Source organism: Idiomarina loihiensis L2TR, assembly GCF_000008465.1.
GTDB classification, from domain to species: domain Bacteria; phylum Pseudomonadota; class Gammaproteobacteria; order Enterobacterales; family Alteromonadaceae; genus Idiomarina; species Idiomarina loihiensis.
On sequence record NC_006512.1, the window covers coordinates 1193520 to 1220403 of the forward strand.

26 protein-coding genes and 1 pseudogene are annotated in these 26884 nt (G+C 47.4%); 5 read left to right on the forward strand and 22 right to left on the reverse strand.

Annotated elements, in window-relative coordinates; all coding sequences use genetic code 11:
* Positions 1-2: 2 nt before the first annotated feature.
* Genes IL_RS05705 through flhA form a run of 8 tightly spaced genes read right to left on the reverse strand, consistent with a single transcriptional unit; the run spans position 3 to position 9674 of the window.
* Positions 3-1163, reverse strand: a complete 1161-nt coding sequence (locus tag IL_RS05705) for a protein-glutamate methylesterase/protein-glutamine glutaminase (protein ID WP_011234364.1) — start codon at positions 1161-1163, stop codon at positions 3-5.
* A 15-nt stretch (positions 1164-1178) separates the two neighbouring features.
* Positions 1179-3329 carry a chemotaxis protein CheA gene (locus IL_RS05710; RefSeq protein WP_011234365.1) on the reverse strand — a complete coding sequence of 717 codons (2151 nt, stop codon included), beginning with the start codon at positions 3327-3329 and terminating at the stop codon, positions 1179-1181.
* A gap of 13 nt (positions 3330-3342) precedes the next feature.
* Positions 3343-4092, reverse strand: a complete 750-nt coding sequence (locus IL_RS05715) for a protein phosphatase CheZ (protein WP_011234366.1) — start codon at positions 4090-4092, stop codon at positions 3343-3345.
* 13 nt (positions 4093-4105) lie between these two features.
* Positions 4106-4489 carry a chemotaxis response regulator CheY gene (gene cheY / locus IL_RS05720; protein ID WP_016341317.1) on the reverse strand — a complete coding sequence of 128 codons (384 nt, stop codon included), beginning with the start codon at positions 4487-4489 and terminating at the stop codon, positions 4106-4108.
* 37 nt (positions 4490-4526) lie between these two features.
* Entirely contained in the window at positions 4527-5252 is a 726-nt protein-coding gene (locus IL_RS05725; RefSeq protein ID WP_011234368.1) for an RNA polymerase sigma factor FliA, read from the reverse strand.
* Positions 5245-6117, reverse strand: a complete 873-nt coding sequence (locus tag IL_RS05730) for a MinD/ParA family protein (protein ID WP_011234369.1) — start codon at positions 6115-6117, stop codon at positions 5245-5247. Before IL_RS05730 ends, IL_RS05725 begins: the two co-directional genes overlap by 8 nt.
* A 56-nt stretch (positions 6118-6173) precedes the next feature.
* Positions 6174-7508, reverse strand: a complete 1335-nt coding sequence (gene flhF, locus IL_RS05735; RefSeq protein ID WP_011234370.1) for a flagellar biosynthesis protein FlhF — start codon at positions 7506-7508, stop codon at positions 6174-6176.
* A gap of 12 nt (positions 7509-7520) precedes the next feature.
* Positions 7521-9674 (reverse strand): flagellar biosynthesis protein FlhA, encoded by a 2154-nt coding sequence (gene flhA, locus IL_RS05740; RefSeq protein ID WP_011234371.1) that lies wholly within the window; start codon positions 9672-9674, stop codon positions 7521-7523.
* Positions 9675-9841: 167 nt separating this feature from the next.
* Between flhA and IL_RS05745 the strand changes: the two genes are divergently transcribed.
* From IL_RS05745 to IL_RS05760, 4 genes are read left to right on the forward strand one after another with little or no spacing between them, the layout of a single operon-like run.
* Entirely contained in the window at positions 9842-10258 is a 417-nt protein-coding gene (locus IL_RS05745; protein ID WP_272940783.1) for a pilus assembly FimT family protein, read from the forward strand.
* A complete protein-coding gene (locus tag IL_RS05750) occupies positions 10252-10752 on the forward strand; it encodes a prepilin-type N-terminal cleavage/methylation domain-containing protein (RefSeq protein WP_011234373.1) in 501 nt (166 codons plus the stop codon). Before IL_RS05745 ends, IL_RS05750 begins: the two co-directional genes overlap by 7 nt.
* A 12-nt stretch (positions 10753-10764) precedes the next feature.
* Complete coding sequence (locus IL_RS05755; RefSeq protein ID WP_011234374.1) at positions 10765-10959, forward strand: hypothetical protein; 195 nt, start codon at positions 10765-10767, stop codon at positions 10957-10959.
* Positions 10940-11284 (forward strand): type II secretion pathway-like protein, encoded by a 345-nt coding sequence (locus tag IL_RS05760; RefSeq protein WP_011234375.1) that lies wholly within the window; start codon positions 10940-10942, stop codon positions 11282-11284. Before IL_RS05755 ends, IL_RS05760 begins: the two co-directional genes overlap by 20 nt.
* A gap of 5 nt (positions 11285-11289) precedes the next feature.
* Here the strand turns inward: IL_RS05760 and ispH are convergent, their stop codons facing one another.
* From ispH to murJ, 6 genes are all read right to left on the reverse strand, one after another.
* Positions 11290-12234: a 4-hydroxy-3-methylbut-2-enyl diphosphate reductase gene (gene ispH / locus IL_RS05765; RefSeq protein ID WP_011234376.1), complete on the reverse strand. Its 945-nt coding sequence runs from the start codon at positions 12232-12234 to the stop codon at positions 11290-11292.
* 36 nt (positions 12235-12270) lie between these two features.
* The gene (gene fkpB, locus IL_RS05770) at positions 12271-12711 is read right to left on the reverse strand and encodes an FKBP-type peptidyl-prolyl cis-trans isomerase (protein ID WP_011234377.1); all 441 of its coding nucleotides are present in this window, start codon (positions 12709-12711) and stop codon (positions 12271-12273) included.
* Between the two features lie 13 nt (positions 12712-12724).
* Positions 12725-13249 (reverse strand): signal peptidase II, encoded by a 525-nt coding sequence (lspA, locus tag IL_RS05775; RefSeq protein ID WP_011234378.1) that lies wholly within the window; start codon positions 13247-13249, stop codon positions 12725-12727.
* Positions 13242-16076 carry an isoleucine--tRNA ligase gene (gene ileS / locus IL_RS05780; protein WP_011234379.1) on the reverse strand — a complete coding sequence of 945 codons (2835 nt, stop codon included), beginning with the start codon at positions 16074-16076 and terminating at the stop codon, positions 13242-13244. Before ileS ends, lspA begins: the two co-directional genes overlap by 8 nt.
* 26 nt (positions 16077-16102) lie before the next feature.
* Positions 16103-17041, reverse strand: a complete 939-nt coding sequence (gene ribF, locus IL_RS05785) for a bifunctional riboflavin kinase/FAD synthetase (protein WP_011234380.1) — start codon at positions 17039-17041, stop codon at positions 16103-16105.
* Positions 17042-17102: 61 nt separating this feature from the next.
* Positions 17103-18665, reverse strand: a complete 1563-nt coding sequence (gene murJ / locus IL_RS05790; protein WP_011234381.1) for a murein biosynthesis integral membrane protein MurJ — start codon at positions 18663-18665, stop codon at positions 17103-17105.
* Between the two features lie 193 nt (positions 18666-18858).
* On the opposite strand from murJ, the gene rpsT reads away from it, so the two are divergent.
* Positions 18859-19119, forward strand: coding sequence for a 30S ribosomal protein S20 (gene rpsT / locus IL_RS05795; protein ID WP_011234382.1), 261 nt, complete (start codon positions 18859-18861; stop codon positions 19117-19119).
* Between the two features lie 106 nt (positions 19120-19225).
* On the opposite strand, the gene IL_RS05800 is transcribed toward rpsT, so the two are convergent.
* The 8 genes and pseudogenes from IL_RS05800 to flgK all read right to left on the reverse strand — a co-directional run bounded on the left by IL_RS05800 (position 19226) and on the right by flgK (position 26864).
* Positions 19226-19510: a hypothetical protein gene (locus IL_RS05800; RefSeq protein WP_011234383.1), complete on the reverse strand. Its 285-nt coding sequence runs from the start codon at positions 19508-19510 to the stop codon at positions 19226-19228.
* Between the two features lie 11 nt (positions 19511-19521).
* Positions 19522-19944, reverse strand: coding sequence for a flagellar export chaperone FliS (fliS, locus tag IL_RS05805; RefSeq protein WP_011234384.1), 423 nt, complete (start codon positions 19942-19944; stop codon positions 19522-19524).
* A gap of 16 nt (positions 19945-19960) precedes the next feature.
* Positions 19961-21352: a flagellar filament capping protein FliD gene (fliD, locus tag IL_RS05810; protein WP_011234385.1), complete on the reverse strand. Its 1392-nt coding sequence runs from the start codon at positions 21350-21352 to the stop codon at positions 19961-19963.
* A 12-nt stretch (positions 21353-21364) separates the two neighbouring features.
* Entirely contained in the window at positions 21365-21775 is a 411-nt protein-coding gene (locus IL_RS05815) for a flagellar protein FlaG (protein ID WP_011234386.1), read from the reverse strand.
* A 214-nt stretch (positions 21776-21989) separates the two neighbouring features.
* On the reverse strand, positions 21990-22745 hold the full coding sequence (locus IL_RS13830; RefSeq protein ID WP_272940784.1) for a flagellin: 756 nt from the start codon (positions 22743-22745) through the stop codon (positions 21990-21992).
* Between the two features lie 249 nt (positions 22746-22994).
* A pseudogene (locus IL_RS13770) lies at positions 22995-23405 on the reverse strand (flagellin); the annotation flags it as partial.
* 223 nt (positions 23406-23628) lie between these two features.
* Positions 23629-24843: a flagellar hook-associated protein FlgL gene (flgL, locus tag IL_RS05825; RefSeq protein ID WP_011234388.1), complete on the reverse strand. Its 1215-nt coding sequence runs from the start codon at positions 24841-24843 to the stop codon at positions 23629-23631.
* Positions 24844-24848: 5 nt separating this feature from the next.
* Complete coding sequence (gene flgK, locus IL_RS05830; protein ID WP_011234389.1) at positions 24849-26864, reverse strand: flagellar hook-associated protein FlgK; 2016 nt, start codon at positions 26862-26864, stop codon at positions 24849-24851.
* Positions 26865-26884: the final 20 nt, after the last annotated feature.

The window sequence follows — 26884 nt, forward strand, 5'->3', positions numbered from 1 at the left end:
TGCTACAAGCCGCTGTAACCGACTTCTTTCATAATAGCCTTGGCCATTCCTTCAAGGCTGATACTGCGGGTTGAAATGCCCGCCTGGGCAACCGCTTGTGGCATTCCGTACACAACACAGCTGGCCTGATCCTGAGCCCAGATAGTCGCCCCCTGATCCTTCAGCATTCGTGAACCATCACGGCCATCAGCACCCATGCCGGTTAAAATGACACCCAGCACTTTGCCCATGTAGGTTTTCGATAAGCTGGCAAAGGTTAAGTCGACACTCGGCTTGTAAGTAATACGCCCGCTAGTGTCATCTTTTATCCGTAATCTGGCGCTACCCGGACGGCCTTCAACCATCATCTGTTTGCCACCCGGCGCTAAATACGCGGTTCCGGCCTTTAGCACATCACCGTCTTCAGCTTCTTTAACATGCACTTGGCACAGACCATCCAGACGCTGTGAAAAGGCCTTGGTAAAAGCCGCAGGCATGTGTTGAACCATAACGATAGGATAAGGGAAATTGCCGGGCAATTGAGTCAATATTTTTTGCAATGCAACAGGACCACCGGTTGAGGTTCCTATCGCCAGTAATTGATAAGCCCGGTTTATTGTTAATGCGCCAGCCGATGTCGCTGTCCGTGCATCACTTTCACGCTGACTTTGCAGTTCATTATTACGTTGCCGGATACGATCCAGCGCTGTAGTAGGTTCAGACGAACGTTCAGGTTGCTTCGCAACAGGCGGCGGTGTTGATGCTCGCGCAGACGTTCGGCTTACCGGCTGCCTCGCAATCGCTATAACGCGATCCTGCAGAGTTTTTACTGCCTCGTCGCGGTTACGGGCGATATCTTCAAATTTCTTCGGCAGAAAGTCTGCGGCTCCCGCCTCGAGTGCGTTCAGCGTTGCTGTCGCCCCCTCATGAGTCAAGGAGCTGAACATCAAAATAGGACAAGGATTGCTGCTCATAATGGCTTTTACAGCATCAATGCCGTTCATTACCGGCATTTCAATGTCCATGGTAATAACGTCCGGCTTAAGGGTTCGGCTTTGTTCTACCGCTTCTTCGCCATTATTCGCACTACCAATCACTTTAATGTTGGTATTGTCTTCTAAAATCTCAGTCACCCGGCGTCTGAAGAACGCCGAGTCGTCTACCACGAGAACTTTTACAGTCATGAACGGTTTGTCCCGTTATCTTTTGGCGTAATACTTAAGCATGCTGGGCACATCGACTATCAGAGCAATACCACCGTCGCTGGTAATTGTTGCCCCGGCCATTCCTGGCGTACCCTGCAGTAACTTATCTAAGGGTTTAATAACCACTTCTTCCTGACCAATCAGTGCGTTCACCACAAAGCCTACTTGCTGGTTGCCTATTTGCACTACCACCACGTGACCTTGCTCATTGCGGGCAGAACCATCCGGATTACGTACCAGCCATTTTTCTAAGAAGAACAGCGGAATAGCACGGTTACGTACAATGAGAGTCAACTGTCCGTCTACGGTATTGGTGCGCTTCATATCCAGGTCGATAATTTCACTGACAACAGCAAGCGGCAAAGCAAAAGTCTGATCTTTTACGGCGACCATTAGTGTCGGCAATATTGCCAGAGTCAGCGGCACTTTAATCAAGAGTTCAGTACCTTTACCTAACTCTGAGTTAATTTTAACGCTACCGTTGAGCTGGCTGATTTTGGTCTTAACCACGTCCATGCCAACTCCACGACCGGAAATATCCGAAACTTGTTCTTTGGTCGAAAAACCCGCCGCGAAAATCAAGTTATAAGCATCTTCATCGCTTAAACGTGCAGCGGAGTCTGCGTCCATAATGCCTTTTTTAACGGCTATGCCTCTTAGTTTTTCAGCGTCCATACCAGCGCCATCGTCTTTAATCGACAGCATAATATGATCACCTTCCTGAGACGCCGACAAGGTAACGGTTCCTGAGCGCGACTTACCATTGGCTTCACGCTCATCCGGCATTTCGATACCATGGTCAACAGAGTTACGAACCAAATGCACCAAAGGATCGGCCAGAGCCTCAACTAAGTTCTTATCCAAATCGGTTTCTTCACCGTACATCTCAAGATTGATTTCTTTCTTCAGGCTACGAGCCAGGTCACGGACAACCCGAGGGAAACGGCCAAACACTTTCTTAATTGGCTGCATCCGGGTTTTCATCACCGCGCCCTGTAAGTCGCCAGTGACAACATCCAGGTTCGAAATAGCTTTGCCCATTTCAGCACTGTCTGACTCATCAGAATTACTCAGGCTCAACAAACGGTTTCTGACCAGTACCAGCTCGCCGACCATGTTCATAATTTCATCTAAGCGCTTGGTATCAACCCGCACAGTAGTTTCAACCGGAGCAGGCGCTGGTGCAGCTGGCTTTTTATCTACCGGCTGAGCCGCTGCTGGTTTCGCTTTAGGCTCTGATTTCGGCTCAGGCTTCGGTTCTGGTTTGGATGCTGGTTTTGCCGCAGGTTTCGGCTGCGCTTTGGGTTCAGGCTTTTTCGGTGCTGGCTCATTAGCAGGCTTATCACCTTTCGGTGTCGGCGCTTTGCCACTGCCATGCAACTCGTCCAGCAAGGATTCAAATTCGTCGTCTGTTATTTCGTCGTCTTTTGCAGGCTCTTTCTGCTTTTCTTGTTTTTTCTCAGCACTTTGAGGCGCTTTCCCGCTGCCATGAAGTTCATCCAGCAATGACTCAAATTCATCATCTGAAATCTCATCACTGTCTTCATTTACCTTGGGCTTGGACGCCGCTGGCTTGTCTTCTTTTCCGGGACCTTTGCCTTCACCATGCAACTCATCCAGTAACGCTTCGAACTCATCGTCCTGAATTTCATCAATGCTGTCGCTGCTGCTTTCTTCTGCTGCAGGTTCTGGTTCCGGATCTGTTTCCTCGGCAGGTTCATCTTTTGGAACCTCTATAGGCGCTTCGTCCTCAGACTCTGGTTCACTCAACTTATGCAGTAATTCCAGCAACTCCGGTGAAGCTGCTTCAGGTTCTTCTTTGGCGCGCACCTGCGCAAACTGAGTATTGATAGTATCCAAAGACTGAAGAATCACGTCCATCAGGTCGGAAGTGACAGTACGTTGACCATTACGCAGGGTATCGAATACGTTTTCCGCACCATGACAGGTATCAACCAGAGCTCCCAGAGACAGGAACCCGGCACCACCTTTAACCGTATGAAAGCCACGGAAAATAGCATTCAACAGATCTTTGTTTTGCGGATCATTTTCCAGTTCAACTAGCTGTTCAGACAGTTGCTCGAGGATCTCTCCAGCCTCGATCAAAAAATCCTGCAGAATGTCTTCGTCCATATCAAAGCTCATGCGACTGATGCTCCTAGAAACCTAAACTGGACAACAAATCGTCCACTTCGTCTTGTCCGCCAACCACGTCATCGCGTTGATCAGCATCGATAATTGGGCCTTCGGCATGGGCTGCATCTTTCTTAGGCGCAAGCCCTGCTTTTTCCGCGTTACGACGTTCTTCTTCTTTACCAAATATCTTCAGTAGTTCAATCAGGTTCTTTTCAACGTCTTCGACCAATTGAATAACCCGGCGAATCACTTGCCCGGTAATATCCTGAAAATCTTGCGCCATAAGCACTTCAGTCATTAACCCATGCACTTGAGGCATATTTTCGCCACAGCGCTTAAGTACGTCATCGACCTCATGACATAAAGACTTGAATTCATTTAACTGAATATCGTTGCTCATTAACCGGTTCCAGGCCGGCATCACTTTCTCGACACGGTGATGCATATCGTCTGCAAGTGGTAGACAGGCTTCTACGGCATCCATGGTGCGATTCGCGGCGTCTTCAGTTTTTTCAATGACATACAGCAGACGATTTTGCGCGTCAGGAAGATCATCCTGCGTCATTTGCACAATGCGAGGGTCAACCTGAAAATCCTGGAGCGCTTCGTGGAGGTCTCGTGTTAACTGGCCTACAGAGGTAAACAACTTGTCATTACGACGGTTGTAAACATCTTCCAGTAATTGGTTAGCCTGCTGTTGTTTCCCGTCTTCAAGCAAGGCTACTAATTCCTTGGCTTGCTCCAGAGAAATATCATGGGCGTTATCAGACATAGTCGTTCGCCCTTTAGCTGATTCGTTCGAAAATCTTGTCGAGCTTTTCTTTCAACGTTACGGCTGTAAATGGTTTTACAATGTAACCATTTACTCCAGCTTGAGCTGCCATAATGATCTGCTCTCGTTTGGCTTCCGCCGTTACCATTAACACCGGTAAATGAGCCAGATTATCGTCTTTGCGAATTTCACGCAGCAAGTCGATTCCCTGCATACCCGGCATATTCCAGTCGGTTACGACAAAGTCGAAATCACCGTTCTGCAACATGGGCAATGCGGTATTACCGTCATCGGCTTCCTGTATATTGGTAAAGCCAAGATCACGAAGTAAGTTCTTAATGATTCGTCTCATTGTAGAGAAGTCGTCCACAACGAGAATTTTCATATTTTTATCCAAAGCACCCTCCACTGAGGCTCTCGATTACAACCAAAGTTTATTCAACCCAATTTTGCATTCGCGACTTCAGTCGCAACATTGCCTGACTGTGAATTTGACTGACTCGTGATTCACTCACGCTCAGCACTTCACCTATCTCTTTTAAATTCAATTCTTCGTCATAATACAACGAAAGCACCAAAGCTTCACGTTCTGGTAACGAAGATATTGTCGAAACCAGCGCTTTATGAAACGCAGCATTCTCAACATCTTTTTGCGGTTCATAAGCTGAACCCGTTACCTGCTCTGGCATGATAGCATCTTCTGATACACCAAGATCTTCAATACCAACGATTCGTCCCGTGCTGACATCCCGCAAAATATGATGATATTCATCCATACCCATATTCAGCTTTGCGGCCACTTCCGTGTCTTTTGCATCGCGTCCGGTTTCATTTTCAACCTGACGAATGGCTTCCAGTACGCGCCGATGATTACGATGAACCGAGCGCGGAGCCCAGTCACCACGACGAATTTCGTCCAACATAGCACCACGAATGCGAATGCCGGCAAAGGTTTCGAAACTGGCGCCTTTACTGTTATCAAAGTTACGCGCAGCTTCTAATAAGCCAATCATGCCTGCCTGGATCAAATCATCCACTTGCACACTGGCTGGAAGTCTAGCCATCATATGGTGTGCAATACGCTTAACCAGCCCGGTATGCTGTTCAATAATAGCATTCCGGTTGTCAGCAGTGGCGGCATAAACGGCAGCTTTATTCATTGGCAACATCCCGCTTACTCTCGTTATCGGCAGAAGTTATCAATTGTTCAAGAAAAAATTCTAAATGCCCGCCGGCTTGAGCGGGAACAGGCCAGTCAATGGCTTTCTTAGCCAAAGCTTTTATCGCTAAAGAAGCCGGCGATTTTGGGTAAGCCAGTACCATAGGTTGTTGTTTTCTAACAGCTAAACGCAAGTTGTCATCAAAAGGTATAATCGCGGCAAGCTCTAAAGCAACGTCTAAAAACCGATCGGTTACTTTAGTTAATTTATTGAACAATACTTGTCCGTCGCGCAGATTTCGTACCATATTGGCAACCACCTTGAATTTAAACAGGCCCTGCTCCCGGCTCAATACTTTTATCAGTGCATATGCATCAGTAATTGATGTGGGTTCATCACAAACCACTAATAAAACATCCTGTGATGCTCTGGCAAAGCTGACAACGGTATTACCAATACCCGCTGCAGTATCGACAATTAATACGTCATAGTTCCCCTGAAGCTGGCTGAAGGCTCTAATTAACCCGGCGTGTTCAGATTCGCTCAAGTCCACCATAGAGCGCGTTCCCGATGTTGCCGGAACAATTTTGATTCCCGCCGGGCCTTCAATCAGAATATCCTCTAACTCGCACTGCCCACTCAACACATGAGACAGGTTGCGCTCAACCCGCAGGCCTAACATAACATCGACGTTAGCCAGACCTAAGTCGGCATCCAGCACTAATACTCGTTTGCCCTGCTTTGCCATTGCGATAGCCATATTCAGCGACACGTTGGTTTTCCCAACGCCGCCTTTACCACCAGTTACCGCAATAACTTTTACTTTCGATTGTTTCATTCTTCGCAGACCGCTTGCTTGATCCATCGGGCGTATCTCTTTTCTGACTAGATTGATAACAGCTTCATATTATATTGACTCATTCAGCGAGAAAACGCCTCATTCCAGTACGATTTTGGCACGTCTGACACTGAGGAACAAATGCTTTTATCAAGCAGGCGCTCGGCCTCGGCAACCATAAAGTTCGCATCCGCTACCCGAATGTCTTCAGGCACTTGCTGGCCATTTGTTAAATAACCAACCGGTAAGCCATGTTCTATAGCTACGCTGATACTCTCACCTAAACTTAAGCATTCGTCCAACTTAGTGAAAATACAGCCAGACAAAGGCAGTGCTTTAAATTGCTTAACAGCATCCATCAGCACCTGGCTTTGTGATGTTGCAGACAACACCAGGTAAGGACGAATCCGCAATCGTGAATTCTGAATAAGCTGGCTTAACTGTTCGTTCAAACGCTTGTCGCGTTGACCCATGCCTGCCGTATCAATCAAAATAAGACTTTTTTGACGTAGCGCAAGTAAAGCATCTGCCAGTTCCTGTGCATTTTTTGCCACTTTGACCGGACACCCTATGATACGACCATAGGTTTGTAATTGTTCACTGGCACCAATACGAAAGGTGTCGGTGGTAATTAAAGCCACTTTATCGGCACCATGGCGTTGCGCATAACGAGCGGCTAACTTCGCAATGGTCGTGGTTTTACCGACACCGGTAGGGCCGACTAACGCAACCGCTCCACCGCGCGTCAAAATGTCGTCAGAGGTCGTATTCAGCTGACCTTCTAATAAATGCAGAGTCTGTTCCCAGGCTTCATCATCTGATCCGCCTTCAGGAATAAAACACGCAATCTGGTCGGCAACTCGTTCGCTCAAGCCCATATCCATTAACCGATTCATCAGCATAGAGCGGGTTGGTTCTTCACGATCCATTTCTTGTTTCATCAAGCCGCTCAACTGGTGTTCCAGCAATTGACGAATACCATTGACCTGAGAGCGCAGTTCAGCAATGGCCTGGGAGTCGTCGGCTGCCGGTGCGTTTACTTGTTCAGGAAAAATATCGTCGCTGAGTTGAGAAGCGTTAAATTCTTGTGGCTCGGCTTTCGGTTCTGGCCGTTTGGACGCTTCAGCAACCGCTTGCGTAGCAGAGCGTTGCGCAGGCTGTTCAGCCTGTGCCTGACGCTGTAACAATTCCTGCAAAGATTCAGCCGGCACTTCTGGCGTCTTTGACGCAGCCGGCTCATTTGGGGCCTGCTCAGCCATTGGCTGTGCCTGTTGCGCATCGGGGTCAATGGCTGCAACCAGCTCAATACCACCGTTTACTTTCTTATTGGACAGGATAATCGCATCCGGACCTAAGGTTTCTTTAACCTGTTGTAAACCACGGCGCATATCTTCGGCAAAAAAGCGTTTAATCTTCACAAGCGACTCCCGTTACTCTTGTGTGGCGGTTTGTTCACCACCGTTTTGTTGTCCACCAATTGAGCTGACAATGCGAATCTGTTTATCATCCGGTACTTCCTGATAGGACAACACGCGCATACCATCGGTAGCGTGACGCGCAAAACGCGCCATGGTTGACCTTAAAAGCCCCGAGGTCAGCAGTACTGAAGGCTCACCATTCATTTCCTGCTGCTGATGCACTTCGCGTAATGACTGTTGCAGGCGTTCGGCCAAACCAGGTTCGATTCCGGCGCCTTGCTGATTTCCGTCATTACCAGCCATTTGTAGTGACTGATGCAACATCTGTTCCAACTCTGGTGCCAAAGTTATGACAGGCAATTCCGCCGCCCCTTCAGCAATGTCCTGAACAATTAACCGACGCAGTGAAATTCTGACTGCAGCCGTCAGTACTTCTGGGTCCTGGCTGCGTCCTGCATACTCAACCAAAGTTTGTACAATGGTGCGCATATCCCGAATCGCGATGCCCTCGTCCAATAAGTTTTGCAGTACTTTCACAAAGTTACCCAGTGACAATAAATCCGGAATCAGCCCCTCAACCAGCTTAGGATGAGTACGCCCCAGACGGTCCAGCAATTCTTGTGCTTCTTCGTGACCCAGCAACTGAGATGCATGGTTGGTTACAATCTGACTTAAGTGCGTAGCGACTACGGTTGCAGCGTCAACCACGGTATAACCCAGAGTTTGGGCGTGCTCGCGTTGCTCAGGACGGATCCAGACAGCATCCAGCCCAAAGGCCGGATCTTTTGTCTTCTCACCGTCCAGCTCACCGAACACCTGGCCCGGGTTAATCGCCATCTCCCAGTCATGACGAATTTCAGCTTCACCCATGGTCACACCCATAAGAGTAATGCGGTAACTGTTGGGGCCTAAATCGAGGTTGTCCCGAATATGTACGGCCGGAACAAGGAAACCAAACTCCTGAGACTGCTTCTTACGTACACCTTTAATGCGTGACAGCAATTCACCGCCCTGCTGCTTATCCACCAAAGGAATTAAGCGATAACCAACTTCCAGACCTATAGTGTCAACGTGGCGTACGTCGTCCCAACTGAGCTCTTTTTGTTGCGCCTGCTGAACTTGCTGTTCCTGTTCTTTCTCGACCAGTTCACCTTCTTCAGTCTTGGTTTTCTTAAGTTTAAAGTAAGCCGCACCGGCTAACACCGCAGACATGCTTAAAAAGGCAAAATGCGGCATACCGGGAATAACGCCCATGGCAAACAATACCGCGCTGGTAATGACCAAAACCTTAGGGTTATCGAGCAATTGCAGAACAACCGCATCACCCATGTCCTGGCTGTTATTTTCACGAGTAATGATAATGGCTGTCGCAACTGACAGTAACAATGAGGGAATTTGAGCTACCAAGCCATCACCAATGGTTAACAGCGTATAAACTTCCACTGCCTCATTAAAGGTCAGCCCGTACTGGATCATACCAATCAGCAATCCGCCGATAATGTTGATAAAAAGAATTAAAATACCAGCTATGGCATCCCCTTTTACGAACTTACTGGCACCATCCATGGAGCCGTAGAAATCAGCCTCACGGGTTACATCGCTGCGTCGTGCTTTAGCTTCTTCCTGGTTGATTAGGCCCGCGTTAAGGTCAGCGTCAATGGCCATTTGTTTACCAGGCATAGCGTCAAGGGTGAAGCGAGCGGTTACTTCTGAAATACGGCCGGCGCCTTTAGTAATAACCACAAAGTTAATAATAACCAGAATGGCGAACACCACCAGACCGACAGTGTAGTTACCACCTATGACCACGCTACCAAAGGCTTCAATAACAGAGCCTGCAGCACCGGGCCCGTTATGCCCTTCTAATAAAACAATACGCGTAGAGGCAACGTTAAGGCTTAAGCGTAGTACCGTAGCAATAAGCAAAACCGTAGGAAAAGCGGCGAAATCCAGCGGACGTTGGGTATAAACAGCCACCAGCATAACTACCAGTGACAAAGTAATTGAAAATGAAAAGAGAACATCCAGCACCACAGCCGGAATTGGCAAAACAATCATCGCCAGAATGGCCATAATGGCCAACGGCGTTCCAAAACCTTTGATCAGATGCGCATTGTTCTGCGTGAAATTTCTAAAATTTACTAACTTTTCGGCACCGCCCGCCATACGTCTTCCTGTTGCGTCAAAAAGTTGAACCTGCGGTGTTTTATTCAAGAATCGAGCCAGCTTTAGTTTTATTCGGAGGTTATCTTACATTCGTTTCAGTTGGGGCTTACAGACAAAGCTTAAGCAGCTTCTATACTCGTTGCTCTTTTTCAAAATAATGTGTTTTTATGCGCGGTTACTCTCTTATGGAATTGGTCGTAGCATTGGCTGTTAGTGCGGTGCTTGGTGCTTCTGCCCTGCCAATATTTACTCAGCAGACAGAATCTTTGTTGCTTCAAAAAGAGGCTGGGCGCTGGCTGTCTTACTTGCAGCTTGTAAAAGCCAGGTCCATAGCGAATAAGGAATCTATTGAAATCGACTTAGTCACATTCAGCAATGGCTCAGAAGCCTCAGATATTCAAACCAAATACACCTACAGCCCTTCCGCGTCGCTTACTTTTTATGGAGAGTCAGCTGCCGCGACACCAGGGCACATCAGACTAATAGGCAAAAGCAAACAGGTGAAAATCATCATCAGCAGTATTGGTCGTATTCGATTGTGCTTAAGTGAGGGTAATTCACTTCCGGGAATCCCCTCATGTTAATAGTGTCTGAGCGCGGCAGCAGTTTAGTGGAAGTTCTTATAGCATCGGCTATTGGTGCGATAGTTGTCATGGCGGCGCAGCAGCAAATGCAATGGCAAACAGGAGTGCAACACCACAAGTTATTGAGGGTAAATTTACTATTAAGTGCTCAGTCAGTCGCAAATCAGTTTTTTGAAACTTTAAAAAATACCGTCGCAACGCAAATTTCGAACCCTCAGGGCAATTGCTATTTGTTTCCTCAGCAAAACGGTGGCTCGGTTGGCTTCCGAGTCAGGAATGAACAGCTACAGCATAACTCAATGACTCTCGATTGCGCCGGATATGGCTGGCAATCCCTAACCGATAAGTCTCAATTTAAAGTCACTCATTTTGCTGCTGATTCATACTCTCCGGGATCCGGTAGTGGGTTATCAAAGCTTGTTGTAACGTTTACCGTTACCAACAATGCACAGACACATGTTTTCAAACGAACAATCACTCCTCAGGTTAACTAACTGGAGCTTACTATGAACGCGAAAGGATTCGCTCTAATACTCACCTTAGTAACACTCATAAGCTTGAGTTCAGTCAGCTTAGCTGCGCTGCTTTTTTACGCGCAAATGACAGAAGCCCGGCAACATCATCAATGGCAACAGCTTTCTCAGCAACTTCAGCAAGACTTAGAAGCACAGCGCACAGCTTATGAATTGGCACAAGAATAAAGGCTTTTCTCTGCTTGAAGTTTTGGCGGGAGCTGCCCTGGTGGCGCTCTGGTCTGTGAGCAGTCTGCAGGTTTTACAAGTTGGATTATCGGCGATTGACCGTGCCCACACAAAAGCAAAGGCTGTGGAGGTTTTGATGACTTATTTAAGTGAGGCTCAACAAACCTGGCACAGAGGAAATAATCCTGAACTATCCGGGACATCAGGAGAATTTGATTTAAAAGCAGAGCTGATCTCTATCGATCAGTTCAACGCGACCACCGAGGTAACCGTTTCCTGGGGTAGAGATAACGAACTGACCCAGACATTCTGGCTTTCCCGGTAACCAGTTTAGCCCACCGGGTGCGGTCTTAGCTCCGGAGGAATTGAAAAGGTGATATTTTCCTCGCGACCGCTCAGTTCTACTGCGGTTTTACCACCCCATTCCTGTAGCTTAGCAATGACTTCTTTGACCAACACTTCGGGGGCAGAAGCGCCAGCGGTTACAGCGACCTTCTCGTGACCTTCTAACCAGGCTTTATCAATACAACTGGCGTCATCAATTAGGTATGCCGGGGTTCCCATTTTCTCGGAAAGCTCGCGTAAGCGATTTGAGTTTGAGCTGTTACGCGCGCCGACTACCAACATGACATCGGCGTCGCTGGCTAATTCACGTACCGCATCCTGGCGGTTTTGAGTGGCATAGCAAATATCGTCTTTACGAGGACCGTTAATGTCAGGGAATTTTTGGCGCAAAGCATCAATTACATCGGCTGTATCATCAACAGATAAAGTGGTTTGACTCATGTAATGCAGGTTACCCGGGTCCTTCACTTCGAGCTTGGCGACATCCTCCGGCGACTCCACAAGGTAAATACCGCCCTCATCGTTGTTATACTGCCCCATAGTCCCTTCAACTTCAGGGTGCCCTGCGTGCCCAATTAAAATACATTCATGCCCTTTACGGCTGGCACGGGTAACTTCCATATGAACTTTGGTCACCAGCGGACAGGTCGCATCAAATACCCGCAGACCACGATCTTTGGCTTCCTGACGAACCGCCTGAGAAACGCCATGGGCGCTAAAAATAACAATTTGATCGTCCGGTACTTCGTGCAATTCTTCCACAAAGACCGCCCCGGCCTCGCGCAGTTTACTGACAACGTATTTGTTGTGAACCACCTCGTGACGCACGTAAATTGGCGGCTCAAATATTTCCAAAGCCCGCTCAACAATAGTTATAGCGCGATCAACTCCGGCACAAAAGCCCCGTGGGTTCGCTAACAAAATTTGCATCAGTTCCTCCTGCGTTCAGCTCGGTCTATTAACCAATTATGGCTCAACGCTAATAATCTCTACTTCAAAAATCACCGTTTGCCCGGCCAACGGGTGATTAAAATCGATGGTGACTGTTGGACCTTCAACCTTACGAACAATTCCCGGTAAATCGGTACCATCCGGTTGAGTGAAAGCCAAAATGGCTCCGACTTCCGGTTTGGTTTCATCGTTAAATTTTGCCGAATCAACATAGTAATAGTTGTCCGGGTTCGGTTCACCAAAGGCGTCTTTAGGCTCTAACGTGAACTCACGTTCCGCCCCTTCGCGCAGCCCCACCAGGCACGCTTCAAAGTTTTCGGTCAGATTACCATCGCCCATTCGAAATCTGGCAGGTTTACCTGACATTTTTGTGCTGTCTGCAACCGAGCCATCGGTCAGCTTAATGGTGAAGTGCATAACCACTTCCCGTCCGTGCTCTATAGGTAAACGACTCAAATGAAACTCCTTACTACCCTTGACCGTTCTCGACTTTGTCCCGACGGTTATCAAAAAAAGCTTCCAACAACATGAGTGCGGCACCAATAGTGATAGCCATATCGGCTACGTTAAAGGCAGGCCAATGCCAGCCCTGATAATGAACATCAAAAAAGTCGATGACATAACCATACATTAAACGGTCAGCTACGTTGCCAATAGCCCCGGCCATAATCAGAGAAAAGGCTAAATTCTGGCGCCATAAACCCACCGGGTTGCGACGCATCCAGATAAGCAGCACCACACTGATGGCAATAGCAATGGCAGTAAAGAACCAACGTTGCCAACCGCCACCGTCACTTAAAAAGCTAAAGGCCGCACCGTAATTGTGCACGTAAGTTAAGTTGAATAGCCCGTCAATTAAAACTCGGCTTTCATAAAGCTCAAACTCAGCGGCCACCCAAATTTTAGTAATTTGATCAATAACCACCAACAACAAGGTCAGCCACAAAAAACGCAGCCCAGTTGCACGGTTAGTCTGGTTAGAAAAATCAGGCAAAACGACGCTCCTCACCTTCACCTTCAATATTGGTTACGCAGCGCTGGCATAAATCAGAGTGGTTCTCTAAAGTCCCCACCTCTTCGCGATGATGCCAGCAACGCTCGCACTTCTTGTATTCAGATTTTGTCACACTAACGGCCAACGCCATTTTTTCCGCTTTAACTGCGTCAGCAGGTGCGTCATTAATGGACGCCACTTGCGCTTCCGAGGTCAGCAGCGCAAAGCGTAACTCTTCGCCTAAACGATTCAGGGCTGCCGCCAGTTCATCATCAGCGTACAAGGTGACTTCAGCCTGTAACGAACCACCAATAACATCGTCGCGGCGTGACTGTTCCAGCGCCTGGTTAACAACATCACGAATTTCCAGTAACTGCATCCAGAACTCGTTTTCAGCGTCTTTAACACCAGAAAACTCATCAAAACCCTGATACCAGCTTTCAGTAAAGACATACTGGCTGCGTTCGTTTGGCAACAAGTCCCAGATTTCCTGAGCGGTAAAACTGCATATTGGTGCCATCCAGCGCACTAACGCCTCGGCAATATGATACAGCGCCGTCTGGCACGAACGCCGCGCTAAACCTTCCGATTTTGCGGTGTACTGGCGGTCTTTAATAATATCCAGATAAAAGCTGCCCAGTTCGATGGAGCAGAAATGCATGAGTTTTTGCACCACACTGTGGAACTGGTAGTTATTGTAGGCTTCCAGCAATTCATTTTGTAAGTCTGCCGCCCGCCCGACAATCCAGCGATCCAGTTCAACCATATCTTCTTTGGCAACCAAGTCCTGTTTAGGATCAAAACCGCTTAAGTTCGCCAGCAAAAAGCGCGAGGTATTACGAATACGACGATACGCATCCGCTGAACGCTTAAGAATTTCATCAGAAACCGTCATTTCGCCAGAGTAATCTGCTGACGCGACCCATAAACGCAGAATGTCTCCGCCGAGTTTGTTCATGACGTCCTGCGGAGCAACCACGTTACCGATAGACTTCGACATCTTCCGACCCTGCGCATCCACGGTAAAGCCATGGGTTAATACCTGGTGATACGGCGCTTCATCATACATTGCAACACCGGTAACCAGCGAGCTCTGGAACCAGCCGCGGTGCTGATCCGAGCCTTCCAGGTACAAATCGGCAGGCCAGCGTAAGCCGTCAAACTCACGCAATACGCAATGGTGCGTCACACCGGAGTCAAACCAAACGTCTAAAGTATCGGTAACTTTGCGGTATTTGTCAGCTTCGTCACCCAGCAAGGTTTCTGGCTCTAAGTCGAACCAGGCTTGCACGCCGTCTTTTTCAATTAGCTGAGCCACTTTTTCCATCAGCTCCAGCGTGTTTGGATGCAGCTCTTCCGTTTCACGGTTCACGAAAATGGCAATGGGGTTACCCCAGGTACGCTGACGTGAAATACACCAGTCCGGCCGACCTTCGACCATAGACTCAATGCGGCTTTGTCCCCACTCAGGGAACCAGTCAACTTTTTTGATTTGCTCTAAAGCACCTGCGCGCAAACCTTTCTTGTCCATGCTAATAAACCACTGCGGCGTCGCACGGAAAATAATGGGCGTTTTATGGCGCCAGCAATGCGGATAAGAATGGCGATAACTTTCCGCATGCATCAAATTGCCCACTTCGCGTAGCTTATCAACAATAGGTTCGTTCGCTTTAAACACATGCTGTCCGGCGAACAGTGGCGTATCGTCTTTGTACACGCCGTTATCACCCACCGGGTTGTAAACTTCAATGCCGTATTTCTGACCCACTAAGAAGTCGTCAACACCATGGCCCGGCGCCGTATGCACACAACCGGTACCACTTTCGGTAGTTACGTGATCACCTAAAATAACCGGAACCTGCAGTTCAAACAACGGATGCTGCAATTGCAGGCCTTCCAAATCTTTACCTTTGCAGAAACCCAGCTTGTGGTAGTGGGTAATGTTCCAGCGCTCCATGCAGTCATTAACCAAGTCGTCCGCAAGAATCACACGCTCGGCAGGTTGATCATCGCTGGCTTCAACTTGTACTAAGGTATACTCAAGTCCTTCGGCCAGAGTCACCGCACGGTTAGCAGGAATGGTCCACGGCGTGGTGGTCCAGATAACCATGCTGACATTACCCTCACCCACATGCCCTTCCGGCGTGCTAAAACGGTCAACCGTTTCAGCCGTAGCCGCAACCGGCATACGCACATCAATAGCAGGCGAGTTTTTATCCTGATATTCAACTTCCGCTTCCGCCAGCGCGGAGCCACAGTCTGTACACCAGTGAACCGGTTTAAAGCCCTGATGCATATGACCGTTATCAATAATTTTTGCCAGCGCCCGAACGCTGTCAGCTTCCTGCTTAAAGTTCATAGTCAGGTAGGGGTTGTCCCAGTCGCCAAGCACGCCCAGACGTTTAAAGTCGGTGCGTTGCTGGTCAATTTGGGTCATGGCATATTCGCGACATTTTTCACGAAATTCTGCCAGGTTTAATTTTTTACCCGGCTTGCCGTGTTTTTTCTCTACCTGCAGTTCAATTGGCAGGCCGTGACAGTCCCAGCCCGGTACGTAAGGCGCGTCGAAGTCGCTTAAGGTTTTTGCCTTAACAATAACGTCTTTTAAAATTTTATTTACGGCGTGACCAATGTGAATTTGCCCGTTCGCATACGGAGGGCCGTCGTGCAGAATAAATTTTGGCTTGCCCGCTTTAGCTTTACGAATTTGACCGTACAGGTCAGTTTCATACCACTGCTCCAGCATCTTTGGCTCGCGCTGAGCCAGGTTACCGCGCATTGGAAATGCTGTTTCTGGCAAGTTTAAGGTGTGCTTGTAATCACTCATGGGTCACTGTTTCCATTTCCGCATAGTTACTGACTCCGGCACGCTAATGCTTCACGTGCGCGGGCGGCATCTTTTTCAATTTGTTCTTGTAAGTGCTGCAACGACGCAAAGCGTTGCTCATTACGTAATTTGGCCACCGGTGTGACCGTCATCTGCTGACCGTACAGATTGCCTGAAAACTCAAACAAATGCACCTCCAGCTGTACTTCGTCGCCATTTAATGTTGGCCGGGTTCCCAGGTTGGCAACGCCGGAATGTATTTCTTCGTCTTTACCAAACTGAGCTGTTACTGCAAATACCCCATGTAATGGGCTTTTTAAACGTTTTAACGGCACGTTTGCGGTAGGAAAACCAATAGTCCGGCCATTTTTGCGTCCATGTACGACTTTTCCGCATATTTGATAAGGCCGCCCGAGCATTTGTTCGGCCTGTTCAAAGTCGCCTTCTTCTAGTGCCTGACGAATAGCGGTACTGCTAACGCGTTGTTGTTGCTGACGATAACTGCGGGTATCGACCACCTCAAACCCCAGTTCTTTACCGGCTTTTTGCAGTAGCTCGAAGTCACCTTCTCGTTTATAGCCAAAACGAAAGTCATCGCCCACGACCAAAAACTTAACGCCCAACTTACCCACCAGAGTCTGTTCAATAAACTCGCGGGCTGGCTGGCTGGCAAACTTCTTATTAAATTCAACAACAATATGCCGGTCGACATTTTGCGCCTGTAGCGCGAGATATTTTTCGCGCCAGTTGGTTAACCGTGCAGGCGCTTTTTCAGGCTGGAAAAGCTCTTGCGGTTGAGGCTCGAAGGTCATAACCGCGGAAGGCATACCTAACTGTTGAGCTTTTTCACGAACCTGACTCAGCACCGCCTGATGCCCCAGATGAACACCATCGAAGTTACCTATGGTCAATACGCAACCACAATGTTCAGCTCTGAGATTATGAGTACCGCGAATCAGTTCCATGCCCACACAATCTTAATGTTTTCCGGAAAAGACACGATTATAACTGATACCGAGGTGATAATCAGTACTCGCGCGCACGGAAATGTCTCGGTCTCATGCCAGTGATAACCAACACGCCAATATAAATGGCAGCGCCGAATCCTATCACCTGAGCCAAAAGCCAGGGCCGCTCAACCAACGAGCTGGTACGCCAAGCGTCAATGTCCGGGCTTAACCACAGCACACCCGCTATCATCGCAGTTGTTGCGAGAAGTACCTGTAGAATAAAACGCCCGGTGCCGGGTTGTTTCTTCAGAACCCCTTCTCGCCATAAAGTAACACCCAATAACCCGGCGTTAATAGCCGCAGACGCCGCCGTTGCCAGTGCCAACCCGACATAGCTGAATGGAATAGCCAAAGCAATGTTAAATACCATATTGGCTGCCATAGCAATAATGCCGTACTTAACCGGGCGCTTAGTGTCCTGGCGGGAGTAAAAGCCCGTTGCCAGAACTTTTACCATCATAAAACTTAGCAACCCGGTGGAATAGGCCATAAGACTGTACGATGCCATACGCGCATCGTCCGGGCTGAAGGCGCCGTGCATAAACAACACCATAAGCATCGGCTCTGCTAATACAAAAAGCCCCGCCATGGCCGGTACACCCAGTAATAGCACCATGCGAATACCCCAATCCAGCGTAGCACTAAAGTTTTCAGTCGATTTATCCACATGACGTGATGAAAGCGCGGGCAAAATAACCGTAGCAATGGCAATGCCAAACAGGCCCAGCGGAAACTCCAGCAATCGGTCGGAGTAGTACAGCCAACTTATGGAACCGGTCATTAAAAAGCTGGCAATGAGGGTATCCAGCAGTAAGTTGATTTGGCTAACCGACACACCAAAAATAGCCGGCAGCATTAGTTTGCGAATTTTGGTAACGCCCGGGTCTTTCCAGCCCCACAGTGGTTTAACTAATAACCCCGCTTTTTTCAGAAACGGTAGCTGAAATAACAGCTGGATAAAACCACCGAAAAAGACGCCCCAGGCCAGTGCATATTCCGGTTGCTCAAGCTGCGGAGCCAACCAGATAGCCGCCGCAATAATAGCTACATTCAAAAATACCGGTGTAAAAGCGGCTACGGCAAACTTGCCCAGCGTATTGAGTATAGCTCCGGCCATAGCGGCAAAACTGATAAACCATAAATAAGGAAAAGTAATGCGGAGTAAGTCGCTGGCAAGGACAAACTTTTGTCCCTGCGGGCCGTCATTCCACCAGTCTAAAAACCACCCCATACCAAAAAGCGCAGCCACAACCGGGGAAGCTACCACACCGAAAATGGTGACCACCGTCACAATGGTGCCTAAGGTGCCCGAGACCCGGGCAATAAGTAATTGCTGATCGGGCAGTTCTTTGCCCTGCTTGTACTCCGTGAGCACCGGCACAAAAGCCTGGGCAAAAGCGCCCTCAGCAAATAGCCGACGTAAAAAGTTGGGAATTTTATTAGCAAAAAAGAACACATCTGCCGCAGCGCCGGCTCCCATCAGGTTAGCAATGACCACATCGCGCACTAAACCCAATACGCGCGAGATCAGGGTCATCGCGCTGACGATAAAACCTGAGCGGAGTAAAGCTTTTGACACGAGAGATCCTTTCGGCTGACAGCTAAGTTTCTGTTTTTGATTGTAACTGAGACCAATGACGGATGCTATTTTATCAAAACGTCAGTTAAAGCACTGAGTTTTTCCCTTTTCACTGTTGACTTTTACAGCAGAAAAGGCATAATCTGCGGCCTTTATAAGAGAAGCGTTCTGTTAATGAATTTAGGAGTTCACCTTGGCTAACATTAAGTCTGCTAAAAAGCGTGCGATCCAGGCCGAGAAAAATCGCCGCCACAATGCAAGCCGTCGTTCAATGATGCGTACTTACCTTAAACGTGTAAACGCAGCTATTGAGACAAAAGACAAAGAAGCAGCAAACACTGCAATGAAAGACGTAGCTCCAATGCTGGATCGCTACGCGACTAAAGGTCTTATCAGCAAAAACAAAGCGGCACGCCATAAGAGCCGTTTGAATGCTAAGATCAAAGCACTGTAAGAAGAATTACTCACCTGGGCTTAGGCGCAGGGAACGAAAAAACCGGCTCATATGCCGGTTTTTTTATATCTGTAATAACAGTAAAGTTGCGCTATTTAGCTTAATTTTACTTCGTGTAAGCCTTAACGCCCTTTTTACTTTTGGTGATTTTGCTCATAGCTGCTCGGGCTTTTTCCTGTTCAGCTTCCAGTGTTGGCTGAATGTCCGTAAGGTATTTATCTGCTTCAGCAACGACAGTTACCCACTGCTCGGATTTTTGCCAATTGTCAGGAAGATGGTTGAGGCTTTTAATCAGTTCAGCCAGCGTTACATTAGCAGATTCAAATTCTGAATCTGCTATCTCTTGCTTCAGCTGGTCGCTTAGCTCTGTTAACTTTTCAGGCTGCATCATCTCTTTCGCACTTACGCGCCTGAAGCCTGTTGCATCTGGCTCATAGCAACATCACGTTGCTCCATGGGTATTTGATCCCAGGCACCTTTTATATCAATCATTAACCGTGCTACTTCATCAATAATCTCAATATCCAGTTCAATCGATGCGTCAGCAATACGCGTGCTCATATACATATAAAGCTCACGTAAATTACCGGCAGCATCAGAGCCTGCGGTGTCATCCAGGCTATAGCGCAAAGAGTCGACAATAGCCTGAGCCTTACTTAGATAATGACTTTTCTTTTCCAAGTCTTTTCGCTGAATAGCACCTTTGGCGTAATTCAGATTCTCTAACACACCCGCCATCAACATCTGTACCAGTTGATAAGGGTCTGCCCCTGCTACGCGAGTTTGCAGAGAACCTTTAGTGTAGCCTTTCAATTTGGCATTCATACGATATTACCTCTAATTAATCATTGTCTCTAGTGAACCCAGGAAGGTTAGAAAGCTGAGCACTTACCGCATTTCCGCGGCTTTGTAACTGGCCTACTAAAGAATCCAGTGCCTGATATTTCGCGCGCAACGTTTCTTCCATGGATTCCATACGAAGCTTGAGATCTTCACGGCTTTCAGCTACGCGATCCAGGCTTTGGTTAATAGTATCCTTGCGCAGTTCTAACGAACCACCACCACCAACGTAACCATCTAAAAAGCTATCCATACGGGAAGCCAAACCATTTTCACCGCCAAATACAGACTCTAAAGCTGCCGGATTGTTTTTCAACACTTCGCTAAAGCTCGTGACTGGATTTTCCGCTTCTAGCTTTCCTTCTTTATCCAGACCAAAACCCAAATCAAACAACGTTTGGCCTCCCTCGCCAAATGTTGAGGTCAACACATTGTTTAACTGGCCCTTTAAATTACGAACCGTTGCATCGCCCTGAAGCATGCTATTCTCGCCACCAATCTCATTTAAAGAGGCAACAGCACCGTTATAAGCTTTAACAAACGCATCAATTGATTTTTTAACGCCATCTTCGTCACGTGCAATAGAAAGTTTAGCCGTTTCTGCATCTTCGCTTTCTTTAACCGCGGTTATGGTTGAGCCCTGAATAACATCTTCAAATATATTGGTATCGTTTTTTGCCTGTATACCATCAATTTCAATAATCGCATCCGTTGCTTTATCTGCTGCAGCGATACTCATACCGCCGGCGCCACCGCCATTAGCCTGCGTAGAAATCGCATCGAACTCAGCGTTATCATTCGTAACAGTTAAGTCGTTGCCTTCGCCACTCACATTTGAGCGAAAAATCAATTTAGCTTCGGTTCCGGTATTAATAATATCAGCCGTTACACCAAAGTTATCCTGAGAAGAATTGACAGCCTTACGAATATCTTCCAGGCTTGAACCTGCTTCTATATTAAGCGTGAAGCTTTCGTCACCAGCACCAAAAGTCAATGAGCCTGCGTTGGTGTTTACTTCATCTTCCGAATTTGCAAACGCGCCATCCGCAGATACTGCTCGGCTTCCCTTTGCTAACTGAGTCACAGAAATATCAAAATTACCTACACCGGCATCTTCTGTACTCTCAACGGTTATAACATCGCCTGACTCAGGTTGTTTAACGGAAGCTTTCATGGCGCTGAATAATTCGCCACTCGACAATTTCTCTGCGGCTTCCTGAAGCTTTGATAATACCGATTTCATTTCACCAACTGCAGACAATTCTACCTGCAACCGTCCTTCTTGTTGGTCAAGCCGGTTTTGTTTTGGAACTCGTTCTGCGTTAAGTGTCGCACTAACGATACCTTCCAGGTCTAAACCTGAACGAGCACCTAATGATGAAACTAATGGCATATCGTCACCTCTTTAAATTTCGTTATCGAACAATAATCCTGCCCGACTTTCTTGGTTATCGGCCATATCTTCTATAGCTTTAGCTAACTTAACCGCAAGCTCGGAAGGTATTTGCCGAATTTTCTCACCGCTTTCGGTGTCCATAACCTCGACAACCGGCGGATCGCCTTTTTCGTCAAAGACAAACTGCAGACTGGTGTTACGAATCGTCGGAGATTTATTTATCTCTGCAACCATCTCTCCAACATTCGGTTCTTCCGACTGCGGGTTTAACTGAGCTTTATCTGTACGTTCAGCTACCTTGTCCTGTACCTCACTGACGGCATCGATCACATCTTGCTTTTGAGGCTGTTGTGTCTGAACCGATCCTTTCCCTGTTGAGAGGAGGCTGAAATCGCGGGTATCCATTGATATATCCGCCATAATAATCACCTGTTCCCTATCAAAACATCAATTAAGTTGTTAACGGACCATGAAAACATCTGTCCTTGTATGTTATCGGTATAGACTACTATAAACTTTAGTTTTTATTTGAAGTTTTTTTAACCAATACTTTTTTCGGGCAAAAATTTTCTTTCACGCATAAAAAAACGGAGCCGAAGCTCCGTTTTTATACACTATTGAGTTAACTCGGGGATTAGCCCAGTAACTGCAGTGCTGCCTGTGGACGCTGGTTTGCCTGCGCCAGGATAGTCTGTGATGCCTGCTGTAGAATCTGAGCCTGAGTCAGTTTAGCTGTTTCAGCAGCAAAGTCCGCGTCTTTGATTCGAGACTTCGCGCCTTCCAGGTTTTCAGCAATGTTCGATTGGTTACGAATCGTTGACTGGAAACGGTTCTGAACCGCACCTAAATCTGCACGTTGCGCATCAATCTGAGCAATCGCCGCATCAATCGTACCTAAAGCGTCTTGAGAGCCGTCATAAGTACTGATGTCGATTTGGCCAACTTGACTTAAAGTTGAAGCACTAGCACCAAATATCTCAGCTTCATCAGCTGTTCCATCGTTAGTGATAGAAAACGCGTCACGTGACTCTAGTTGTAACTCAGCATCTACAACTACACTTGTGTTAGTACCATCGACCGCAACTCCAGCGCCAGTAGCTCCAGCTAAAGTAACTGTGTTACCGGCTACGCCACCCGTAATTTGAACACCGTTAACATCTTCGGCATTGATGGTTAACTCACCATTGTCAACGGTTGCGTCAATACCGGCTTTACCCAGATCTTCTGACAACTTAGTCAGTGAGCCGTTGTATTTAGCCAGATCAAAGCTCTCATCACCAATGCTTAATGTACCAACGTCGGTGCTCTGGAAGTTAGTGATTTTAGCTTCAACTTCTGTCGAAGCAGTAACACCTGTGCCTGCACCATTAACTTTACTAACAATATCCATTGCTTTGTCAGTAGCAGTTACGCCGATAACTGCGTTACCGTCTGGGCCACCTAAAGTGATATCACCGGCAGTCAAACCCACGGTGAAGTCAGCTTGAGCTGCTGCTGTTTGTGTTCCCAAAGTAGTACCCGCACCAGTAACTTTGTTGTTACCGATAGCGTTTGACGCAACGTCACGAAGGCTAACAGAGATAGTTTCGTTTGCATTCGCGCCTACTTGGTATTTTTCAGTACCGAAGCTACCGTCAAGCAAGTTTTTACCACCAAAGCTGGTTGTTTCTGCAATACGAGTTAACTCTTGTTGCAGGTTACCAATTTCTTTTTGCAGTGCGCCGCGGTCAACATCAGAGTTAGAACCGTTAGCTGACTGAATAGACAGTGTACGCATACGTTGCAGGATAGTCGTTGACTCATCCAGTGCACCTTCTGCAGTTTGCGCCATAGAGATAGCGTCGTTTGCGTTACGGTTACCCTGGTTCAAGCCGTTAACTTGTGAGCTCAAACGGTTTGAAATCTGTAAGCCCGCAGCATCATCTGCAGCGCTGTTGATACGGAAGCCTGACGACAAACGTTGAAATGCTTGGTCAAGCGAGTTACCTGAGCTGATCAGCTGACGCTGTGCGTTCAATGAGCTGACGTTAGTGTTTACATATAAAGGCATAATAATGCTCCTCAGTTTCTGGCCTAAGCTTGGATTCAATCGTTGTTGCCAAGCTGGAGGAAGTGTTCGGCTTCGTGTTTCGCCTGGTTAAAGTTTCCTCTCACAAAGGGTATCGGCCGGGGTTTGGGGAGCTTTAGGATTTTTTTGAAAAATTTTGAATTTTTTATGTGGGCTAGATATTTGTTGTGTAGCCTGACATGAATGTCAGGCTACACAACATTGGTCAGATATAATCGAACAGGCTCAAGCGGCTGATACGAGTAAACACCTGTTGAGCGGCTGAGTAGATCGTTTCATTTTTCACTAAGTCGGTCATCGCTTCGGAGTAATCTACGTCAGAAATATCCGACCGCGCCTTTTTATTCACTATTTCGATATCAGCGTTACTGAGTTTAGCATTGTCCATAACATTCAAACGTGCGCCCACCGATGCTTGCGTATCGGTCAGGTCACCAATGACTGTATTAAAGTCATCAAGGGCAAAGGCTATTTCGCTTTCATGGAAACCTTTACTTTCAGGCCCTGACTCTTCCAGAACGTCGGCTAAATCACCCAACTGAGTCAATAAATTACGGGAAACCGGCTCGCCTATACTGTAACTAAAAGAGTCTCCGGCTGCTGGCATATTATCTTTATCCAGCTCCAGACTCATACCGTTATATTCAACTTTACCATCAGTAATCGTTCCCGCTACCACTGGATTCACACCGTCATCAATCTCATAGGTATCCGGACCCGTAAAATTAACAGTAAAGTTCGTGGGATCACCGGCTGCAATACGCGCTTCAGTATCGGCAATTAACGTATTACGATCGGTTACCTCTACTTTTTCAATATAGTCATTGCCACCTGTCAGTTCAAAATCGACTCGCTTAGACACATTTGAAAACGCCTTATTCCCTGGGTCATTAGCTGGCAGATAAAGGGTTGGAGACAATTGAATAGTGCGCTGCCCCTGGTCACCAACATATTGGTACGACTGCGTCGCATCATCAAACTCCATCGGCTTGGTTCGGTTCTGGTAACCCGCAAAAATATATTCACCCGATTCATCCTGCGCATTAGTTAAGTCGAAAATTGAGCTCTCAATATCGCGCAATTCAGCAGCTATGGCTTTTCGGTTCGTCTGGTCGTAGCTACCATTACCCGCTTGTACCGCCAGCGTACGGGCTTTCTGAATAGCATCCGTAATGCTGTTTAATACACTTTCTTCACGGCGCAAATTGTTTTCCAAAGTTACGGAGTTACGTTCAAACTGTTCGTTCTGACCAATTTTTTCATTCAGCGCCAACACTTGCGAGTTACCAATAGGGTCGTCTGCAGGACTTAATATCTTAGTCTGCTTAGTCAGCATCAGTTGAATTCTATCTAGCTGACTTTGTGAGGTTTGTAAGCTGTCCAGACCGCGCTGAAAAAATAAATTTGTACTTAATCGCATAGTAATTACCTCAAGGACGTCAGCAACGTCTCAAAAATAGCCTGTGACGTTGTAATGATTCGGGCAGACGCAGTATAAGCTTGCTGATACTGAATAAGATTAGCCGCTTCTTCTTCTAAATTCACACCCGCTTGCGATTCATAAAGCGCCTCAGTTTGTGACCTAATTGCTTCGGCTGAATCACGCAACACTCGATTTTGGCTGACTCGACTTCCCACATCCGATACCAAACGACCGTAACTTTCATTGAAAGTCATAGTGGGCTCGGCTTCTTCACCACCAGAACGACGAACCAGCTGCTGACGCTGCAAGTCGGCCATAGACTGCCCGTTGCTGTTGTCATCAAAGCCGTTGGTGTTGTACTCAATGATGTACTCATCACCTACCGCTGGCTCGCCATTAATATCGACTTCATAGTCAGGGTCGGCTAAACCGGCTTGACTTAAAATACCGTTAAGATCGGTCGTTCCAGTAACAGTACCTATACTATTACCATCTTTATCGAAAACTTCCAGGTCATAAGCATTACCTGTCTGGCCGGTTATTTCTATACGAGCCGGAGCACTGCCAAGTAAGGTGTTATTAGCGGTATCGTAATAATCGTCCGGGGTGTTAATTGAGTTAATTTCAATACTCGCAGCACCTTGATTATCCAGCCCGTCTTTCACCCGAATAGGGTTAGCCAGAGCAATGTCTTCGGGTCTTCTTATTGCCAGGCTAATTTCAGACGCCGCACCTTCAGCCGGCTTTGCCAGGAACTGGTCGCCAGCGTTCGCAGCCCCGGAAAGATCTAAAGAAACTCCCAGCTCAACAATATCCACTGTGCCGGGCGATGCCTGAGTGACAGTAATCGTATCGGCACCACTGACGACGGTGCCGTCGCTGTTCACCGGAACTATTTCATATTCGTCCGGGTTACCTGTTTTGGTAATACGTAAATTTTCTGACGGAAAAGATTTGCTGTTTCCTTCCAACACGCTGACGCTAATTTCGCCAGTACCGCCATTATCAGAATAAGGCAGCGCTTGTGACTCCGTTTTAGCTAGATCAAAAATTTTACTGCCTAACTGATTATCCAGGTCCATGCCTTTCTGGTTTTGAGTATTCATTGAGTCGGCAATACGAATTGCCAACTGCCCCAAACGTTTTTGGGTGGGCATTAACACTTCATCGCGATATTCCAGATAACCACCGACAGAGCCACCGACTTCATCGGTTGGCACGTAAAACTCACTGATACTGCCGCCGCTGTGCTCTTTTCTTAGCACCATCTCTAAGCGTTCAGTATCTGGGTTACTTTTCACTGCAACGGCATTAAAGCGACCATCTTCTAAAACCAGTGGCTGTCCATTTTTTAAATTAACAGCAATAGCACCGTTCTTTTGCTCAACCGTGCTGAACTGCACTAACTCGGCAAGCTCTCGCAATTGCTCGTCACGCTTGTTCAACAGGGCGTTGATATTGCCATTAGCGGAGTTTTCGCCACCTGACGACTGAATTTTCGAGTTTAGCTCGGCTAAGTTTTCTGATATCGAGTTAATACGGTCAGTCGATAGCTTTAGTCTGTCGTTGATAATGCTTTTTTGATCATTTAGATAGCTGGAAAAGTCATTAAACTTAGTTACCATAGCGTCAGCTTCGGCAAGAACTAACTGCCGGGCAGTAACTGAGCCAGGGTCATTATTTGCGTCCTGTAAAGTGTTAAAAAAGCTCTCTACAGAAGATGCTACGTTAGTGGTACTGTCACCCAGTAAGGTGTCCAGCTGCTCAGCCTGTTGAAGGTTAGCTTCGTAGTAACTGACCCTGGAGATATCGGTGCGTAACTGGCGATTAGCAAACTGATCAATCATCCGCTCCACGCGCACACGCTCAAGTCCACCGTATGAAGACTCGAAGTATTCAGTGCGCTCGCGAACATAACTGTCCGTGTTCGTATTATTAATGTTTTTACCGGTGGTTTGCAGGCTTTGCTGATGCGCTAATATGCCGTTCTTACCGATATTTAATAAGTCAAAACTCATTAATGACTCTCCAGTTACTC

Coding starts and splice junctions, on each gene's coding strand:
- IL_RS05705 (WP_011234364.1), bottom strand. CDS start 1,163: ATGACTGTAAAAGTTCTCGTGGTAGACGACTCGGCGTTCTTCAGACGC.
- IL_RS05710 (WP_011234365.1), bottom strand. CDS start 3,329: ATGAGCTTTGATATGGACGAAGACATTCTGCAGGATTTTTTGATCGAG.
- IL_RS05715 (WP_011234366.1), bottom strand. CDS start 4,092: ATGTCTGATAACGCCCATGATATTTCTCTGGAGCAAGCCAAGGAATTA.
- IL_RS05725 (WP_011234368.1), bottom strand. CDS start 5,252: ATGAATAAAGCTGCCGTTTATGCCGCCACTGCTGACAACCGGAATGCT.
- IL_RS05730 (WP_011234369.1), bottom strand. CDS start 6,117: ATGGATCAAGCAAGCGGTCTGCGAAGAATGAAACAATCGAAAGTAAAA.
- flhA (WP_011234371.1), bottom strand. CDS start 9,674: ATGGCGGGCGGTGCCGAAAAGTTAGTAAATTTTAGAAATTTCACGCAG.
- IL_RS05745 (WP_272940783.1), top strand. CDS start 9,842: ATGCGCGGTTACTCTCTTATGGAATTGGTCGTAGCATTGGCTGTTAGT.
- IL_RS05750 (WP_011234373.1), top strand. CDS start 10,252: ATGTTAATAGTGTCTGAGCGCGGCAGCAGTTTAGTGGAAGTTCTTATA.
- IL_RS05755 (WP_011234374.1), top strand. CDS start 10,765: ATGAACGCGAAAGGATTCGCTCTAATACTCACCTTAGTAACACTCATA.
- IL_RS05760 (WP_011234375.1), top strand. CDS start 10,940: ATGAATTGGCACAAGAATAAAGGCTTTTCTCTGCTTGAAGTTTTGGCG.
- ispH (WP_011234376.1), bottom strand. CDS start 12,234: ATGCAAATTTTGTTAGCGAACCCACGGGGCTTTTGTGCCGGAGTTGAT.
- ileS (WP_011234379.1), bottom strand. CDS start 16,076: ATGAGTGATTACAAGCACACCTTAAACTTGCCAGAAACAGCATTTCCA.
- ribF (WP_011234380.1), bottom strand. CDS start 17,041: ATGGAACTGATTCGCGGTACTCATAATCTCAGAGCTGAACATTGTGGT.
- IL_RS05800 (WP_011234383.1), bottom strand. CDS start 19,510: ATGATGCAGCCTGAAAAGTTAACAGAGCTAAGCGACCAGCTGAAGCAA.
- fliS (WP_011234384.1), bottom strand. CDS start 19,944: ATGAATGCCAAATTGAAAGGCTACACTAAAGGTTCTCTGCAAACTCGC.
- fliD (WP_011234385.1), bottom strand. CDS start 21,352: ATGCCATTAGTTTCATCATTAGGTGCTCGTTCAGGTTTAGACCTGGAA.
- IL_RS05815 (WP_011234386.1), bottom strand. CDS start 21,775: ATGGCGGATATATCAATGGATACCCGCGATTTCAGCCTCCTCTCAACA.
- IL_RS13830 (WP_272940784.1), bottom strand. CDS start 22,745: ATGGATATTGTTAGTAAAGTTAATGGTGCAGGCACAGGTGTTACTGCT.
- flgL (WP_011234388.1), bottom strand. CDS start 24,843: ATGCGATTAAGTACAAATTTATTTTTTCAGCGCGGTCTGGACAGCTTA.
- flgK (WP_011234389.1), bottom strand. CDS start 26,864: ATGAGTTTTGACTTATTAAATATCGGTAAGAACGGCATATTAGCGCAT.